This window comes from Aquimarina besae (assembly GCF_042434905.1).
Lineage (GTDB): Bacteria > Bacteroidota > Bacteroidia > Flavobacteriales > Flavobacteriaceae > Aquimarina.
Window position 1 is genome coordinate 4320012 of sequence record NZ_CP170199.1, and the last position, 18892, is coordinate 4338903.

An 18892-nucleotide genomic window follows, 5' to 3' on the forward strand; every position below is an offset into this window, starting at 1 on the left:
CCATTCTAAAATATTCATTTCTGAATGGAAATACATGGAATTGTTGATAAGATGGTTAAATAGTTTATAAACTTTTATATGGTAACCATTTTACCTTCTTTTAGGTATTCTTTTTTGATACCTTCTAACAGCGTATCAAGTTGAATTGTTTTATGTTTGGATGCAATGGTTTTGAGACAAGTAAATTGTACTACATTGATGATATTGGCACCCGTAATTGCATATTTTTTTGATATTTCTTCTAAGGAGACTTGAGTATCTAAAGGAATTTTATCAGGTAAATTCTTCTGCCAAAGTACTAATCGTTCTCTATAAGACGGGTTTTCAAATTCTATAATGGATTGAAACCTACGAGTGAATGCTGTGTCTATATTGTTTTTAAAATTTGATGCTAAAATAATCAATCCGGGATGTGCCTCAATACGTTGTAACAAATAGGACACTTCCTGATTCGCATACTTATCATGGGCATCTCTAACATTAGTACGTTTCCCAAAAATGGCGTCTGCTTCGTCAAAAAACAGTATCCAGGATTTGTTTTTTGCTTTATCAAACAATTTAGATAAGTTTTTTTCAGTTTCGCCTATGTATTTAGACACGATCATTGATAAATCAATACGATATACATCTGTTCCTGTATATTTACCTAATAAGGTTGCTGTTAGAGTTTTTCCGGTTCCTGGAGGGCCAGAAAAAAGAATACGGTATCCAGGTTTGATCCTGGATTTCATATTCCAATCCTGTAAAACGATATCATTATAATTTAACCAGGTTTCGATCTCTTTTATCTGTAGTAATGTTTTGCTATTGAGTACAAGGTCATCCCAGTCTAATTGTGTATCGATTCGTTCTGCTGGAAAATCCTTGCTCATTGTAGGCTTCAATACCTTACCCGTAGTAAATAGTTCAATATATTCTTCATCCATTATCAAACGCCCACTCATTCTGGGTTCTCCTGCCGGTACACTATCTAAATATAGTATTCCTTCTCTTCTAAAAAGATGATCCTCTTCAAACAATTCTGTAAGTTGCGTTCTTTGTTGTATATCATTGCCACCTATTACAAATTGTACAGTTTCACCGGTAGGAATTATACCTCTATGGTTTTTACCTTTGACCCCTCCGAACTCCGGCAATTCACCCCCATTGGGCAAAAAATCGGATATAATCGTAGTGAAAAAATTAGGGGATATATGCGGAACCAAAGCCAATAGCAAAGTAATTACTTCTTCTAAGGACATTTGTTTGTTTCTTATAAATGTTGAAAACAATGAATCGTCAGCTACAATATGGTCAAATTTTGGAAAGACAGGTATTTCACTGGTATAATTATCTTTTAACCGATACTCAATCACTTCTCTTAAAAAAGAAAGTTTACTATTGAAATGGTCTGTATTTTGGATTAATGTTTTTTCCATTTCTTTTTAAACTAAAGGATCAATTGAAAACACATCTATTTTTGATCTTCTGAAACTTCTAGTTCTTTTCATTACTGCTATTCCATTTCGGGAACCTTGATGATTGGTATTGCCTTCGATTGTTTCTATAATATCATCGTCACCAGAGATAATGATTCCGGTATGGGTCCAATCCAATCGTGATTTCTGAATCAAAAAAATATCACCTGGTTTTATAATTCCGGGATCTCTTCGTATCGTCTGATATCTGGATAACAATCCTTTTTCCAAACCCGTATTACCAACGGTGTCACAACTATACGTTAATGGCATAAGCGTTTTAAAGTTTTTACCAATAACACTCGCTGCCTGATCCAATATTGTTTGTGCGAACCCCATACACCAAAACCATAGAGATCCATCATTTCCATCCATATAGCTTCGCACCCAAGGACCACTATTGGATTGTCCTTGTATATCTAGTTCAAAAGGATGCTGTTCTAAATGATTTTCTGCTACCTCTACCATCAAATCCCTGAGATTTGTACTAGTTAATGGTTTTTCAAAAGCTTGCTTGAGACCAAAAGAGAGTTTATCGAAAAGCTCCTGATCTACGATCCCTGTTTTTGTAAGACCATTAAAGCTCTGAAAGTTTTTCACGGCTCTTTCTGTAGCCGGCCCAAAATCTCCGTCGATGCCTGTTGCTGTTCCGCTACTAGGATTCTTCATAGAAAACAGCGTTAACCAGGATTGAATTTTCATCACATCCTTTTTGTTATTATTGACTCCTCTTCTTTTTTGAGTAGCTTTAATCACCAATTCTTTCTGATATGCTGTTTTATTCATCCTACTGCGCTTTAGAACTTAAATTTACTCATATATCACTGGTTTTCAACGGGGTAAAAAACTAAAATTGAAAGGGGTGTTTTCCTACAGTTTGACATTAAGGACTACTTTTAACACTTCAATTAGGTTTGATTTTACTAGGAATATATGTTTTAACAATATTCCCATCATCTCCAGAAGTGAATATCATGTTTCCCTTAATTAAAATATCTCTAATGACTCCCATATGTACTCTTTGTGAAAACAATAATGATAATGACTTTTCATTAACAATAGTTAAATAACCAATACTTGATCCCATAATAAAATTATAAGTTCCCTTGATAATTTTAACGCTTGCACAGTTTTCAACCGTTAAAAAAGTATCTGATTTAAGTATATAGTCATCATCTATTATTTTAAGAGAATTCAATTTATTTTTTTCCGTGATGATGCAGATTAACGAATTATTCAAATCATTGTATACCAATTGTCTTATTTGAGATATATCAAGAGTTCCAAGAAATCTTATTGGAGAGGTCAAGTTTTTATAATTGACACAATAAAACTTATTCATACAAGCAATAACCACTTGACCCGTTTCATAAGAGAAATCAATTGTTTGAGTCCCATCAATATGCACTATAGGAATATAATTTTCAATTTGCCCTAAGCTCAGCGGTTCATTATTACGTTCAATAAAATAAATCTCCCCAATATTTGAAATCGCAATCATTTTGTCTTCTTTAATAACCACATCGTGAACTTCTTTTCGAATTGAATACACTTTTTTGTTTTTTATATTGATAAAACCAAGTTCATCATGGTTAAAAAAAACTACTTCGTTTGGATCCTTCAAAAATCTAATTTTAACATGAAGAGAAGAGGAGTTCAAGTCATAAAAAAACAATTCTTCTTTACTATCCATAGCTCTAATACTAAGTTTGTTTTCCCCTGCAGACTGGTAAATCAGAGCAATTAAATTGTCTTTATAAGTATCAAATGAGAATACTGGAAATTCAATTTTATAAAATGACTTTATGCTTTTTTCCATTTGTTTTATCAGGTTATAGGATTGCCATTCTCAGAATCTAAGAAGGGTTGTCCATTAATTCGTATAGCATTATTAACTCCTCCATCTGCCAGACTACTTACAAAATTAAGTCCCACAAACTTTTTATATTGAATTCCTCCAGACCCCTTTGAAGAATTTTGTCTTTGTGTCATAATCTGTAGATTATTAGGGTTTAGAAAATGTAGCTCTCTTGTTCTATCATCTGTGTTAAAACCACCAGAATTCCATAATTGTGCTACGGATGTTCTATGATCTAAGGCATAACTAATACTATCTGGATTATAGTTACTAATATTTGCATCATCCTCAATTTTTCCTTCTGTTTTTAGAAGTTGCCATTCTGTTAAATTCCCATTTGTTTGGGCGTTTCTAATTCTTGTTTTAATATTTGGAAGATGAGTATTCATATAATTATTTCTAAAGGTAGTCCAGGAATGTAGATTATCATATAAGTTAGTTCTAATAAATGTGCCCGGACTACTTGAAGGAATGTAACGTTGAGAAGGAGGTGTTCTAAAAAAGGCATTCAATTCTGTTATATTAAAAGTTCTAGCTGCTATTTCCAATTGATTCGTTATTTGCGCTTGTCGTCTAAGTATATAGGCTTCTTTTGCCGCTCTTCGGGTTTCTACCGTATTTGCGGTGACTCCTCTTAAGATTTCATTTTCATTTGCACTATAGTCTGTTTCGATTTCCCTTACCTCAGCTAAAGCATTTTCAAGAATGTCTCTATTCGGATTATTACTAGGCATCTCATTTAATATCCTAATTAAAGTAGGTTCAAGAATAACAGGATCAGAATGCAACACAAACTCTAATCGGCCGTTAACAACGAGTCCTTTTAATGAATGTGATGCCGTTTGCATACGAACTGGACTGGAAACCTCAAAATTTCCTTCATCACCTCCCATAGGAGTTCCCTCTTCTTCTGACAAAGGAGCACTTCTTCCCATCACCCGATCCAATAAAGCCATACCGGTATCCACTGCTCTGTTCACTAACCAAGTTAGTGCTTCATCGATTAGTGCTCTTACCGAACCAATGATTTCTGCTATTCTGGATCCTATTCCACCTAATCCCACCTGATTGGCCAAAAATCCAATCACGACTGGCATGGACTGCCCCATCGTTCGCTCAAGATAATCTGCAGCTGTAGCTACATTTCCTCGGGCTACATCAGCCACTCCATTTACAAAGGAGTTAATCACTTCGAGCATTTCCCTTAAATACTGAATAAAACTTTGTACCGCATTAAAGAATGCCATCGCTCCATTGACCACCGCCATAATTCCGGTAGGATCTAACATACTTAATAATCTAGTCGTTATTTGTGTAATGATACGTGTCATAACAAAGTTTTTCACTGCATCTATTACGATATTCCAAAGGTTACTAAGTTGCTCTTGAATTTTATCCCAAATAGCAGCGATACCTCGTTCCTGTACATCCTTGATAAAGGTCCAAATGCCTTCTAATGTATTAATGGCTCCCCTTATTCGAGCTACTCTTTGCGGACCTATTCGTGGATGTTCTGCTAATTTTTCCCAGATTCGTTCCATAGAAATCCCCAGCACCTCCAACACCCAACTAATTACTCCTTGCAATGAGAAGTCAGTTAGTTCTGGAATACCAGCATCTCTAAGTTCTCTCATCAACCAACCCATCACTCCATTGATCAAATGTGTTACGATGTTATCAAAGAACTTCACAAAACCTTCTTTGATCGCTCTTAGAATATTTTTCAGGAAACCGATTGGATCTCTTTTGATATCATCTATTGCCTGCAAGGATCTGGTAATAATGTTCTGAATAAGATCAAATGGAAAATTCATAATTTCCAAAATAGCAACAATTACAATCCGTACAATTTCTGCAACAAAAGCAATCAATCTACCGATCGGTTCACCAAATCTGTCTACAATTCTTATAAATGCATCTATTGGATTCAATAGATCGTCAATGGTGAAGGAATTCCAAAGATCTATAAACAGTTGTACAATAGATTGCGGAGTCATGTTTAGTGTCTCTACGGCAGCTTCAATTTCACCTGTGATTCTTGCAATAGCTCCGGTTTCTACCATTTGAGCATACTGCTCCTCTCCTCCATCCATTAAGCTCATAAATCCTCTAATGAGATTCGGAACGGTTCTAGGAACTGCTTCGTCGGTAAACGGATCTTTTCCGATAATCACTTTTACCAGTGAGAATCCTCTAGTTTCATTTGCTACCGAAGAAAGCCAACTTAGTAATGCTTTTTTAATAATTTTCAATACCTCTATGGCAACGGTTGTAGCAAATGCCCAGACTCTTTCTAAAAATCCTGTTACACGACCGGACAATGCGGTTAAGTTTGTGGCGATCTCTGTTAAGTTGGCTGGGCGAATCGCTTCCCAGGCTGCATTAATTAAGCCTCTTAACTCACCTAATAATGACATAAATGCACCAACCTGAGTATCTAGCCAGTCTGCTGTTTCTTGTAAAGTACCACGCTCTCGCATTTGTTCTAACTCAGTTTCCTTACCAATAAGCATTAAGAAATCTTCCAGAATTTCTACAGTTGTAGCGGTTACTTCTTCATCTCTAAGTGGATCATAGTGTATGATCTTTTTAATCAACGACCAGGCACGGTTTTCTTCTAAAATAGGTTCTGCTACATCAATTAGAGCTTCTTTTATCCAGGTAATGATTTGATCTACTAAAGAGGTGGCAAATGTAGTTATTCTGCTTACAAGATTATTAAACTCTTCTCTTAGTGCACCTATAAAGGAGGCTATGGGATTATTCTCCCAAGTTTCTTCGACCAAATCTAACAATCCTCTGGTTGTAAGGTTCAACTCACTTAACCTTCCGCTTACCCAATCGAATACTCGCTGTATGATTCCGTACTCCTGAAGTTTATCAAAAATTGCTACACCAAAAGGAACTAATCCCATTAAACCTCTCATTAAATTAACCGGTGTGGGTTCAACACGTTGTCCTAACAAAGGATCATATTGTATGATAACCGTAAACAATAGATATCCAGGGATATGACGTGCATTATCAAGAATCCAATCTGGTATCCAATCCAAAAATGATCCCTGAATCATTTCAGGAGCTGGTGATACATCTGTTGCTTTTCGTTTAATACCACCTCCTTGTTGGACTGTATGGGTTAATTCGTGTGCCAACAAATGTTTCCCTGAACTGGAAGCTGTATCAAATTTCCCTTCATTAAAATAAATATCATTACCATGAGTAAAAGCCTGCGCGCCTAAATCCTGACTCATCTGTTTGGCATTGCTATCTGTATGTACTCTAACATTACTAAAATCAGTACCGAAACCGGATTCCATTTGAGTTTTAGCGTCCTTCGGCAATGGGGAACCTCCTCCTTTAGAACTGTTTAAACGAGATTCTATGGATGCGTTCTCTACTCCGCCTGTCTGCCGATCAGGCAGGCTCGAACTGACGGCAGTATTGATTTTTGTTTGAACAGCTTGCACCTCTTCCTCTTCCTCTTCTTTTTCCTGAATTTCTTCTTGTTTTTGTATATCAAAAGATGCAGTAGTACTATCTGTTTTTTCTTGAATTACGGTTTCGGCAATCGCTTCCTTCTTCTGTACTTCTTCTTCCGATTTTTTTTGAACTTCTTCTTCAGCCTGTGGTTGCACCAGTGGACTAATATGTTCAACTAATGGTTTTTTCAGAACCGTATTTTCAGTTATTTCTTGTTTTTGAACTTCTTCCTCCGATTGCTTTTGGATTATCGGAGCGGGACTAAAAAAAGAATTGCTTTGATCATTTCCCTTGGATACAATGGTATCAGCAACTTTATCAGCTTCTACTTCATACTTATCCCCAGGCTTACCAATATTCAGCTTTGGCTGAATAAATGAGTGATCGCCTTTCTCCTTTTGAAAAAGAGAGGAGTTGCTTGATGTAGCTTTGGTTGTATTTGCTGTTGCTGTTCTAAACATTGTTTAAAAAACTATAGGCTTTAATTTTTAATTAGCTCTTTTTCGATATTTCTCTAGCGTCTTTCTTGCAACTGTTTTCTTCAAGGCTTCCAGATCATCAGAAACTTGAATATTATGTAGTTCCTGCTTAAAAGCCTCTTTACTAACCTTGTTGATATCTGTATTTTGAATTTGTGCTAAGTTTTTTAATTGAGTAGCCTGATTGACTATTCCTTGTCTTGCGGTATCTGAGCTATTCATTGTTTGTGCATCAATAGCTCTAGAAGCATATTTTATTGCCTCTTCGGGCTTATCTAACAATAGCTTTGCTTTGCTTATTTTTACAATATCCTCTGGTGTTTTAACTCGTGATTCAAGTTTCTCTGTCACCTTTGCAAATTTTTGTTTGGCTGTGGTATCATTAGGATTTTGAATAAACTCTTCCTGGTATTTGGAAAAAGCAATTTTATCGTTTGAAATAGTGATTTCTTTAATGCTTGGATAGCCAATCATTAGAACCGGAATAGGGAAAAACAATAATAACTTTTTTATTTCCTCTTTTTTAATGATGTAGTAAACCAATCCCGCACTTAGGATTAAAAACAAGAATACTCCAAGAAATAAAAGTATTAGTTCATATAAATGTAAATCGTTTAGTAGTGTTTTCATGATTTCTATTTTTATTATCCTGATTTTTTACTTTCAACTTGTTTACATACGTATTAATAATTCTGTAATAATTATTCCTAATCGATTCAAAACAGGCTAATGCTTCCTTTAAGTTCAGGGCTGGTACTTGGATCAAATGCTTCTATAAATACTTTAAAGAACATACAATCTTGTGTTGCGACTTTAAAAAATTGTGTTTCTGATTTACCAATATCATATCGTCTTATAGGTTTATGGACGTTTCCATCTTGAATTGCAACTATCGATAACCTATAATGCTTAGAAATATGTGGTTTTATCCAATTGGCTAAGGAAGTTATCTTAAAGCTTCCCTTTGTACAAAAAGTTTTTTTTGATAACATTTCACCATTAGTAGTCTTAAAGGGAAGATTTAATTGTGGTAACCGAAAGGCTTCAACACAACAACTAGAAGTTAAACTTTTACCGGAGTAAAGATCATCCAAAGTCCCCATAGTTTCCTCTCCCACCACTCCGTCAACTTGTAAATTATATTCATTTTGAAACCCTATAACGGCTCTTTCTGTTTCATTTCCAAAATCACCATCAGCTCCGAATTTGGGTAATGCAAACCCTATATTCATTAAACCCTTTTGCAATTTTTCTACGTGCAAACCTTTTGATCCTTTTCGAATAAACTTTATGTGGTCGTGAGCTTGCTCTAACCTGAAGTTTCCTTTAAATCGCTCTGCTTGCAAATCTTCTGACTGATTTTCTATTATAGACTTATGTACCATTCCACTTTGCTGAATAGTATGTGTTAATTCATGTGCTAATAGATGCTTTCCTGCTTTAGAATCCGGATGATACTTCCCGTTATTAAAATATACATCATTACCATGAGTAAAAGCTTGTGCTCCCAGTTCTTGACTCATCTGAACCGCATTACTGTCCGTATGAATAGTTACATTGCTAAAATCTGCTCCAAAACCAGATTCCATTTCTCGTTTAGCCTCCCCAGAGATTGGTTTTCCTTTACCTTTACTACTTTGCAACCTGGATTCTATGGATGACTGTTCAACCTTGTTCGAAGGGTTCGCGTTCGGGTTAGATTTAGTCTGTACTTCTTCTTCCTTCCCCATTTTTTGAACGGATTCTTCATTTTCACAAGCATCGCATTTAGCCTGAACCGCTTCTTCTTCCTCTTGCTTTTGCACTGGTTCTTTCTCTTCCATTGCCTGAACGGCCTCTTCCTCTTCCTGTTTTTGAACAGCTTCGTCTTCTTCCATCATCTGAACGGGTTCTTCTTCCTCTTGTTTTTGAACAGCACCTTCGTTTTTATCTCTAAACATACTGGTTTGTATCAAGGGAGTAATAGAGGATGCTAGTGGTTTTTGTTGTATTTCTTCTTCTGAACCTTCTTTTTGCTGAATAACTCCTTCTGCACCGGATGACGTTCTATTCACTACCTTATCTGCTACATTATCGGCCTCTATCTCATATTTATCTCCTGGCTGTCCAACTTTAAGTTTTGGTTGGATGAAAGACTTTTCTGACTGTCCCTGAGTTCTCGGTTTTTTCTTTCTCTGTAATCTCATGTCTTCTTAATTGCTTTTTGCTTTGCTTTTGTAATGTCACTAATTGATGTCATCCATAACTCCTTCATTAATGGGAGTTGTACATATACAAATGAAATTAACAGAGTGCTTAGCTCTATATACTTCAATGGTTTCAATCCTAAATTCTCTTATCAAAATGATACTTTAAGACCATCGTAACGATGAATAATACAAGTATGTAAGGTGTTACTTTCATTTATTACTTTTTATATGTTTTATCCGGCGGTCACATAGATTGTTGCTTGGCAAGCTCTGTTACCATTCTACAAAAACAAGTCTATCGATCCACGTAAGTTTCAAAATGGTAATATTCCACGGTAATTTCTCTAGTAAGATATCTTGCGTTTTTCGTTCGACTACAACTCTATATTTGGCTGGATCATCCAATATTAACTTACCAGATCTTTTGATAAAATTTTCTCGTAAACCATCGGGTGAAGTATTTTTTAATGCAGTCCAGTTATTTATAGTGGCTTTAAGCAGATTTTCTGCTTCTTCTTTCATTTTTTCGGATAATCGTACATTTTTACGAATGGGTTTATATAAAGGATAACCACACAGGAATTTCTCAAAAACAAGCTCATTTTCGCTTTGGCATTCAATTTTAGTGGCCAAATAATGTAACAAGTGTATCGCTGTTTCTACCTTTTCGGGTTTGATTTTTCCATTTTCCTTTAGTAGTTTTAGTGTAGAAAAAAAACGATTCAAATAGGGATGCAATACTACTAGGCCTGCATTTTTTATATATATGGCTGCATCCTGTTCTATCGCTTCCTCCCTATTAAATTCCTGATGTTGATTTAATGCTATGCTTTCATCAGAAATTTTTACTGTATGATACTCTAACAATTCTAGCTTTTCTGAGATCAGTTCTGAGGTGAAATGGATAATTTCTTTTTTGAATTCTTGAAGGGTATCATCAACAACATCAAGTGCTCTTTTAATACATCTCACGATCGTTTGATCTAAAAAACTTATATCTAAAAGCCCCTTAAATTCTTTACGTAGTCCTTCATTCGTTAAAGACTTAAAAACATCAACTTTATTGACCTCTTTTTGAATAGTTCTAAACTGGTCTGAAACTATTTTCTCTACAGTTTTCATCAGTACTTTTTTTGTCTTCAAAAACTGCTCTGGATTTATTCTATATTGAAATCTAGTATCCTTTTGAATATCGTCAAATACCTGAATTATTTCTTTTGTGACTACTCCGTATACATTTTTTTCAAGTTTATGATCTTTTGAAAGCTCATTGAATATCTTTACCATAGCTCGTTGCAAAGACTGTATATCGGGATTTATTATATATCCAGCAACAGCGGTCCAATACTGTTCTCTAACTTTGCTATTTCTTAGTATTATTGGAAAATGAGGATTAGACATACTCCTGTTAAAAAACCGGATTAAAACCTCATCAGAGAATTGATAGATCAAACGCTGGCGGATATATGGATTTGCCAAAGATTCACTTAGATTATCTTTAAATATTTTACTGGAAACCAGAGTCTCAAGAAATGAATTATCTTTTATATCTCGCTCAGAATCCCACCAAGGATTTTGACCAGTTCTTAGAAAGTAAAAAAACGTTTCTACCTCACTCTTTTCTTTTGTAATCGCTGAAAATCCTTTTTCTTTTTCCTCAAAAGTTGTCTCTGATTTCGCCTGAGCTATCTGCTTTTGAAGCGATTTGATGATAGCTAGTTGCAATTGTAACTGATCCTTTACATCCTTACTATTTATATGTAACTCAAGCTTTTCAAAACGTTGAATTTGATTATCAGCAGTAGCGCTTAGACCATCAAAAAAATTCTGAATCGTAGGTAATACGTCTTGTTTTAAAAACACATCAAGATGATCCTTAAGGTAATATGCCGTTTTGGTGTCGGGTGTATTTACCTCAAAGAAAATCTTGTTTATGATATGTTTTTTATTGACCATCGATTCTATTTATAGTGTTTAGGAATCCATTAAAATTGATTCGATTATTCGTGATATTTCTAGAGACATCAGCTACGGTAACCTCTCTACTTATATTTACAGTATCTCCTGTTTCATTTACAAATGATCCTCTCACGAATCGATTAACATCATTTTGGGGGTCAACACCCACATTTTCCAGTATTTCTCGTATTCTTTGAGAATACCTTTCCAGGTCTACGTCTCCACAGTTGGTAACATTGGTTATTAAATAGAAAATATATTGTAACAATCCTTGAAACAACTGTTTATCCTCATCAGTTACGATAGTGTCGTCTGTCCAATTTGGCTCATTGTTGTCAAAGAAAAGATCAAAATGTTCAAATGTATTATCAAAAGGTGATTGGTATAAGTCTTTGTTTTCTGGATCTGAGAAAAACCTATATTCCTCTAACATTGCTTTCATAAAAGCTATAAGGGTTTCGTTTTCTGTATTTATACCGTCATCGTTTATTATATTTCGAAGACTTTCATGTACGATATTTACAAGACCAAACTGAAGGGTCGCACAAGGAATTTCTCTTAACACAATATTTTCTGTAAAAGTATTCTCGCAGGTTGCTTGATCACTGACAAATCTGCGTACAACCAGGGATACTTGTGCTTCATTAAAATTAAGGTTATCGCCCCTAAGACTGACGAAATTATTGTTCACCTCAATAAGCGACGAATCTACCTCGCTCCCATCCTGGTTAAGTACCGTAAGATCTATCCAATCAAAGACCCAATGTTCTTCAGGATTTCTTTGGGCTCCAATAAAAAATTCATTTTGATTACCTGTGTAGAATATTACGGTTTCAGGAATACTGTGAACAGATGCCCTATAGTCTGATGGTTCTCCATCTACCGTAAATGAAATAGTACCTAAATTACTATTTGAAGGTATAAATTCGAACCTACCATTTCTTCGTGTTACTCCACTACCTGTAATCGTTGGTTCTGCTCCTTCGGGCGTGATAATGAATACATATCGCTGATTATCATTGATACAGAAATCATCTTTTTCAAGGCGTATTTCTGGGCGTGGAATTACGGTTATTGGAATTTCTTCGTCTACACTGTCTGGTCCACAAGGATCTCCATCCCCAGACAATCTTAATTCAACATGAATAACAGGATTTGTGTCAGAACTATCCAAATCTATAAAGGTTTTTGTTACACTCAATCCTCTATCATCTTCGTCAATTCCGTTAAAAATCCAACGATAATCAAATGGATCTTCATTAAAATCATTTAAATTTTCTAAGGTAAATGTAACTTCGACCGAATCCACTCCTTCCGGAATTTCGATAGGATCGGGTTCAAACAGAACACCGAACTGTGGTTTTTTCCATACAATCACGGAACCTGCCTCTTCATCTTCTATCGTTTGGCCATTAACTGAAAACACCAGCGCTTCATCAAAATCGTTAAATATTGCTGGATCAATCTCAATACGGTTACCTTCTAATATTGTAATACCTGAAACTTCTGTTTCTACATCCGCATCTATCGGAGTAACTGAATAACCAATGATTTCAGGTTCACTGCCTAAGCAAATATTACCAGACTCGAAATTGATATTGATTTCCTGTTCTTCGAATTCTATATCTTTTGTGATTGAAGGTTCACAAGGACCATTTGAGGCGATTAAAGATACTGTCACTACATTGTCTTCGATTGAAGCTAATCGATACGTGTGCACGATTGTATCTTCTGTAGTTACATTGTTTGGTGTATCATCTCCAAAGTCCCATTCGAAACTCACACCTTCGGGCAGCTCATCTCCTGTAACGCCAAATGTTACCTGTACTATTCCTTTCTCATAATCATAGACTATTGCATCTATTTCAAAATCAAAAACAGGTTTTTTAAACACCGTTATTTTAGCTTCAGTCAATTGATTGTTAACGGTAAATTTTATCTCTTCTCCGTGTAACTCTGGACTTAGATCTCTTGCATCAAACACATATTTACCATCATCATTTTGTTTAACACCTCCTTCAAATCTATCAGGAACATCTGCTTTTACTTCACCATCTTCAGGAATTACCTCGAAAAGTATCGGTTGCGTACTATCGTCTAAGCAAATAAATGCAACAGGTAGTCGAAGTGATACTTTTTGTGCCGGAATTATAAAATTAATCGGAGCACAATCAGAGCAGCATAAGTATGGCAAAGCAAAATCAGCTAATACCGTTCCTTGAGAAACTTCGGGCACATTCAATTCTCTGTCCCCTTTCCCTTTGTAAACCATTACAAAGGTTCCTCCAGGTTGTACCCCTGCCTTATGTTCTAATGCGGGATGTTTTTCTACAAATTTAGCCAGTGTTTTTTGAGCTAAAATTTCTTCTTTACGCTTTTGTATATCATCCAGTAATACCTGTATTTTCTCTGATGCACAACAATTAACTGTTAGTTGATTTAATAATAATTCTATTCTAGACTCAAAACCTCTACGGGAGTAATTTCCTTGCTGACTTCTGTAAAAAATAGTATTAATTCTTTTTTGATAACGTTCTACCAAATTGCAGAGTTCTCTGACCGTTACCGTAAACCTATTAAGTCTGGTATCATTTAATTCTGAGATAGATGTTGGTATAGATCTCGCCGTAGCTCTTGCATACGTTAATAATTCATAGGGTAATCTGACGGTTACTTCTTTAGTTTCTTCATCTAGTTCATTAATGGCTGCATTATCCTTTATTTTATCTTCCACTACTCGAATCAGCGTATCTGGCTCTCTATCTGGGTTTTCGATAATGGCTTCCATAATTACAGCACCTATAACATCTTCATCTTTATACAGGTTTTCTTCTACTATTTCAATAGGCTGATACATAATGGGTTGAGCGGCAACCACCTCAAAATCTCTATTAGCTTCAAAAATCACTTTCTCTTCTAAAAAAGATAGCGCATTTCTTATCTTAAGATCTTTTTTAGGCTGTGCTTTTTCCATAGACTCACTTCTTACATTTCTGCCAAAGTCATCTACAGCATAATATTTGTTGTTTCCGGGGTCTTTGGTACTGAATCCTGAAAAGAATCTTGCAACATCCTGAAACAAACATTTTTGTTCCTTTAGAAAAGCTAGTAGAATAGTATTCAAATCATCAAAATGGCAATTATATTCTGTGATATCAATATCACTCAAGGTTTCGCCAATACTCAACACTTTGACATCAAAGGCTAAACCTTTTTCTACTTTGATCTTATTTATGCTTTGAAGCGCATTTCTGTAATCTCTACCCAAATGTCCTTCTATACGATAAAAGTTATATTTATTAAGGCAATAATCCAGCGGATTTTGTATTGGACTTAGAGAAGATAAATGCTGAGAATTATATCCTAAATTACTTTCGTGTTCATATTTCAAAGTTTTGCTATGATCCCAAACCTTTATCAACTCTTCTGATGTTTGATAATAATATGGTATCGATCTATCACTCAAGTCAAATATATAATCCTTGGAAGGCGTAATTTTTATCAATTCTTTGAAGTTGAATTCATATTCCTGAACCATGTGATACATACGATCCATTAAATTTCTGATTTCCTTCAGTCTTGCATCTGCATTAGGGATTATTCTTGATGGATAAAATTGATGTCTGCAAATTAGGAATGCTTCATCCGGTACCAGTTCGCCTAAAAGCAAGTGTTTGGGAAATGACGTTTCTGAGGGACAACATACTACTCTTATATCAAATAATAACCTTTTTATTTCCTCGTAGGTCTCCTCGAGATCCTTTAAAATATCATACCTATATTGGATATCAATAGGAACACTTTTAATCGAAAAGTCAAAGATAGAATCAATTCCTTGTGATATTACTTTTAATTTTACAGCAGGCTTATCCACTTGCAATAATCTATTGAAGTTTGTAAATAAGCTACTAATCCCTGTTTTCAAATCAGAAATAGGTGAAGGGGCAGTTTTTATAGACTTAAAATAATCTATTAAGAGATTCAGATATTTTTTTGAGTTGTTTTGATTAAGTATGACCCTTTTTACATATACTTTTGGCAACGCTAAATAATTTTCGATGTTATTATGTTTTGAAAAAACAGCATCTGTATCATTGATCGTTTCTACATCGGTTTTGTCTAGCAATAACATTCTTATTTTGGCAACTTGTTCCTTTCCTTGCGTGTCGCAGTCTATCGAAGTACATGGCGTTTCTTCTTTAGCATAATTTTCAAGATACAGCACTAGAACCTTATTTGCGATACCCGTTAAGGTATTTAAAGATGCTGCTTCTACCTCTTCTGATTGTTCTGCTGTAACTAGTTCAAGAATATTTCCAATATTCTGAAATTTCGTATATGCTGCTTCTCTATCTTCAAAGAGTTTGAAATGCGTATACACTTTTCCTTCATACTTTACCAAGTCTCCGTCTGTTGTCACTCCACAACCTTTGGACACAGTAATAGAAGTATTTGCGATGTAGCTAATATCCAGACCACACACAATTCCTACTCCACTCAAACATACTCGTGTTAACCTGTTTTGATCTTCAAAATAATCAATAATTGTATTTAACTGTTCTGCTGTCAACACCTGATCGGGAACAAACGATCGATATTGTGTTGTGATTTCTTCTAATTTTATTGTTGCCATGACGTTTCTTCTTTTTAAAGGTTGCCAATATTGGTTCTTCCTAGTATTATTTTGTTTCCTGTTTCTTCAGTTTCATCATTATCGCAATCGTGTAATCGTCCTGTATGATAAATAGTGTGTACGTTATTCATGCAGTGCACTAATTCTCTCACCGCTGTTCTATATTCTTCTATAGCCGATTTATTATCTATCACGTGATCGCAATGCAATAGCTCCAAAAAGGTTTTATACTTCTCTTGCAGATTTAGCATCTCATTATCTTCATCTGGAACCAGTCCTTTGGGGTAGCCTATCCAGCAAATTTTTGCCAATATGTGAGCAGGGAGTTCTTCTCGGATCAACTGCTCGGCAAAAGTCCTGAAGTCCTTATTACCAAATCGCTCTGTCCAACCCGGCAGTATGATGGTTATTCTATATGAGTATGGATCCACCGGACTACAGGTCTTACAATCAGCATCGAGGCAGGTGGGCATAAAATCCTCAGGAGCTGCATCTGGTAATAGTTCTTCAGATGGATCAGTATCAAATTGGTTCAGGTTATACGTATCCGGACGTAACAAGATATGTTCTATCAAATACATACCTTCATCGGCACTAATTTCTTTAATCAATTTAATGAGTTTATCTCTAGCTTCAATTGATTCTTGTTCTGTATCGGTAAAAGCAATTCTTCTGGCAATGATACGGTCTTCGTTCCCAAGATCTGTTACTACCGGATTGATCAGGTTAAAATAGATTTTGGTACTATCTTTTGTTAACTTAAAATCATAGTTATCCGGATTTTTTGCTAGATGATATGCCAAGAACAACTCTTCAAAAGCATCAGATAAGCCGTGATAGTGTTTGCTAGAAGACAATAATACTTGTGTTTCATTTTTTATTCTCCATCTGTACTCGATGAGATCATCATCATCTTTTTCTTCATAAACTTCTAAAAAATCTGTTACCAAATCCCTTCTTTTATAATCACGAACTCCTAAAAGCCTTGATACTCTTTTCTGAAAACCTGAAATATTTAGTGTATCCCAAATACCGTTATCAGTTAACATGGTTTCTGGATTACAGTAATTAAATCCTAGTCCTCTTTCGCAACTGATTTGTTTGTAATCCTTAAGAAAACTTAGCTTGGCCCTAAGGATTTCGTCATTAGCACTTTCATTATTACCAAATAGTGTTTTCATAATGAACACATAATCAGAGAACCGTTCTGCAAATCTCCCAATCAGATGATCTAAAAACTCATTTCTTCTTTTATAAAAGACTTCATTTCCTTTACCTTGCCCTTTTACATTATTCATAATTTCTATCAGATTCTTCTCATAGGACGGGTGATCTGAAAGTATTTTTTCTAAATCTGTAATGTCTTCTACACCTTGTGTATAAAAAGTTTGTTTTGCCTTTAACTCTTCATCTTCAAATAGTATGGTATCCTCCAGATACAATTTTTTTAGATCTTCATCAATGGATAGCAGGTCTTTAACCTTGGATAATTGCTTTAGATAATTTGCAAGTATCTGATCAAAAAAGAGTAAATATGCTTTTAACTGTTTTGCCTTTGCTTTGCGAGAAACGGTTGCATTACCCGGCAGTCCGATCATTGAAATTCCGTAAGTATCCGGAAAATCATTCTGAATGGTAGTGTAACTTGCGGGTGCCAGATAAGATCCTAATGGTATTTCTACGTCTTCTATATCAACGCTTTGTTGTTTTGCTTTTTCTTCATCCTTTAACTGTTGCTGGTACGCTTCAACTTTACTTTGATTTACTCCAATGGGTAATAACCCTTTCGTGAAATTGAATGCGCTTTTATCACAGCGAACGGGTTTGTGCCAATCTTTAACACATATGTTCCACGTACCACCCAAACCAAGCGTTTGATCACAGTTTACAATAGAGATATCTTTAATTATATTCACCCCTTCGATATTCATAATTAACTGGATGATATCCGAAAGCCTTACTTGTTTTCTAAGATCTGCTTTGATAAGTTCCTCTTTATCGATGAAACCTCCCTTTACATCTCCAAAGTTTACACAACCTTCTTTAAAAGGTATAGGTCCTTCAAAAATTTGGTCGGTCGTATATCCTTTATCAAACATTTTCTGAAGAGAATAAAAATTTACCGTCGGAGAAAAGTAAAGATCAATTGCTTGATAGATTAATGCCAATACATACTCTTCATCGGCTTCCGGTTTTAGGTCTATATAAGCGCAGATTGCTATTGGATCTTCCTGTACCAACGATATATTCACAATGTCTTCACATAAATTTCTATTTTGGTGATAAATCGCTCTAACCTTTTGTATGATTGCATCAGGATTTTCTACCTCATCCTCCAGATCGAGAATGATATCATTAAGTCCTTTTAATTTAAAAGGAGCAGGTATAATTTGATCTTGATTAAACACGTTATACGAAAGCTGTGCAGGGTGCACATCGCAATTAATATGTACATATCTTTCATGAGGTTTAATCCAGGCATTTTTTACACCCTGTATATGAATGAAAAGATTTCTGTAATCTAAAGCTGAAATCGGTTTGGAAGGCAAAATATGTATTGCAGAGAAGAATTGCTCGTGCATATTCGCCAAATTATGCTCCTTGGATGCTAATAGGTTTTGTATCGGCATTTCGATACGTTGAGAAAGATCGGTAATTGCATAGGACAACATCTCCAAAATGGTCACACCAGGATCATGAACGTTATAATCTGTCCATAACTTACTTCCTATTTTTTCTATGTATTCTATACCGACCTGTCTTAGATACTCAAAGTCCAAGTCATCTCCGGTATTTACATTTTTTGGTATGGATATCGTCTCACTCATTTGTCCATT

The 18892-nt window shown here is 35.2% G+C and carries 9 protein-coding genes; all 9 read right to left on the bottom strand.

Annotated elements, in window-relative coordinates; genetic code table 11:
- Window positions 1-74: 74 nt before the first annotated feature.
- The gene (locus tag ACE94K_RS19190) at window positions 75-1418 is read right to left on the bottom strand and encodes an ATP-binding protein (RefSeq protein WP_378176236.1); all 1344 of its coding nucleotides are present in this window, start codon (window positions 1416-1418) and stop codon (window positions 75-77) included.
- 6 nt (window positions 1419-1424) lie between these two features.
- On the bottom strand, window positions 1425-2243 hold the full coding sequence (locus ACE94K_RS19195; RefSeq protein WP_378176239.1) for a peptidoglycan-binding protein: 819 nt from the start codon (window positions 2241-2243) through the stop codon (window positions 1425-1427).
- Between the two features lie 118 nt (window positions 2244-2361).
- A complete protein-coding gene (locus tag ACE94K_RS19200; RefSeq protein ID WP_378176242.1) occupies window positions 2362-3276 on the bottom strand; it encodes a hypothetical protein in 915 nt (304 codons plus the stop codon).
- Between the two features lie 8 nt (window positions 3277-3284).
- Window positions 3285-7256, bottom strand: a complete 3972-nt coding sequence (locus tag ACE94K_RS19205) for a DUF4157 domain-containing protein (RefSeq protein ID WP_378176245.1) — start codon at window positions 7254-7256, stop codon at window positions 3285-3287.
- A 27-nt stretch (window positions 7257-7283) separates the two neighbouring features.
- A complete protein-coding gene (locus tag ACE94K_RS19210) occupies window positions 7284-7904 on the bottom strand; it encodes a hypothetical protein (protein WP_378176248.1) in 621 nt (206 codons plus the stop codon).
- Window positions 7905-7990: 86 nt separating this feature from the next.
- Window positions 7991-9460: a DUF4157 domain-containing protein gene (locus tag ACE94K_RS19215; RefSeq protein ID WP_378176250.1), complete on the bottom strand. Its 1470-nt coding sequence runs from the start codon at window positions 9458-9460 to the stop codon at window positions 7991-7993.
- A 276-nt stretch (window positions 9461-9736) separates the two neighbouring features.
- Window positions 9737-11419 carry a contractile injection system tape measure protein gene (locus ACE94K_RS19220; RefSeq protein ID WP_378176253.1) on the bottom strand — a complete coding sequence of 561 codons (1683 nt, stop codon included), beginning with the start codon at window positions 11417-11419 and terminating at the stop codon, window positions 9737-9739.
- The gene (locus ACE94K_RS19225; RefSeq protein WP_378176256.1) at window positions 11409-16055 is read right to left on the bottom strand and encodes a PKD domain-containing protein; all 4647 of its coding nucleotides are present in this window, start codon (window positions 16053-16055) and stop codon (window positions 11409-11411) included. The genes ACE94K_RS19220 and ACE94K_RS19225 overlap by 11 nt, the downstream gene beginning before the upstream one ends.
- 14 nt (window positions 16056-16069) lie before the next feature.
- Complete coding sequence (locus ACE94K_RS19230) at window positions 16070-18883, bottom strand: hypothetical protein (protein WP_378176259.1); 2814 nt, start codon at window positions 18881-18883, stop codon at window positions 16070-16072.
- Window positions 18884-18892 lie beyond the last annotated feature (9 nt).

Excerpts from the sequence above, each read along its gene's own strand:
- ACE94K_RS19190 (WP_378176236.1), bottom strand. The coding sequence starts at position 1,418 with ATGGAAAAAACATTAATCCAAAATACAGACCATTTCAATAGTAAACTT.
- ACE94K_RS19195 (WP_378176239.1), bottom strand. The coding sequence starts at position 2,243 with ATGAATAAAACAGCATATCAGAAAGAATTGGTGATTAAAGCTACTCAA.
- ACE94K_RS19200 (WP_378176242.1), bottom strand. The coding sequence starts at position 3,276 with ATGGAAAAAAGCATAAAGTCATTTTATAAAATTGAATTTCCAGTATTC.
- ACE94K_RS19205 (WP_378176245.1), bottom strand. The coding sequence starts at position 7,256 with ATGTTTAGAACAGCAACAGCAAATACAACCAAAGCTACATCAAGCAAC.
- ACE94K_RS19210 (WP_378176248.1), bottom strand. The coding sequence starts at position 7,904 with ATGAAAACACTACTAAACGATTTACATTTATATGAACTAATACTTTTA.
- ACE94K_RS19215 (WP_378176250.1), bottom strand. The coding sequence starts at position 9,460 with ATGAGATTACAGAGAAAGAAAAAACCGAGAACTCAGGGACAGTCAGAA.
- ACE94K_RS19220 (WP_378176253.1), bottom strand. The coding sequence starts at position 11,419 with ATGGTCAATAAAAAACATATCATAAACAAGATTTTCTTTGAGGTAAAT.
- ACE94K_RS19225 (WP_378176256.1), bottom strand. The coding sequence starts at position 16,055 with ATGGCAACAATAAAATTAGAAGAAATCACAACACAATATCGATCGTTT.
- ACE94K_RS19230 (WP_378176259.1), bottom strand. The coding sequence starts at position 18,883 with ATGAGTGAGACGATATCCATACCAAAAAATGTAAATACCGGAGATGAC.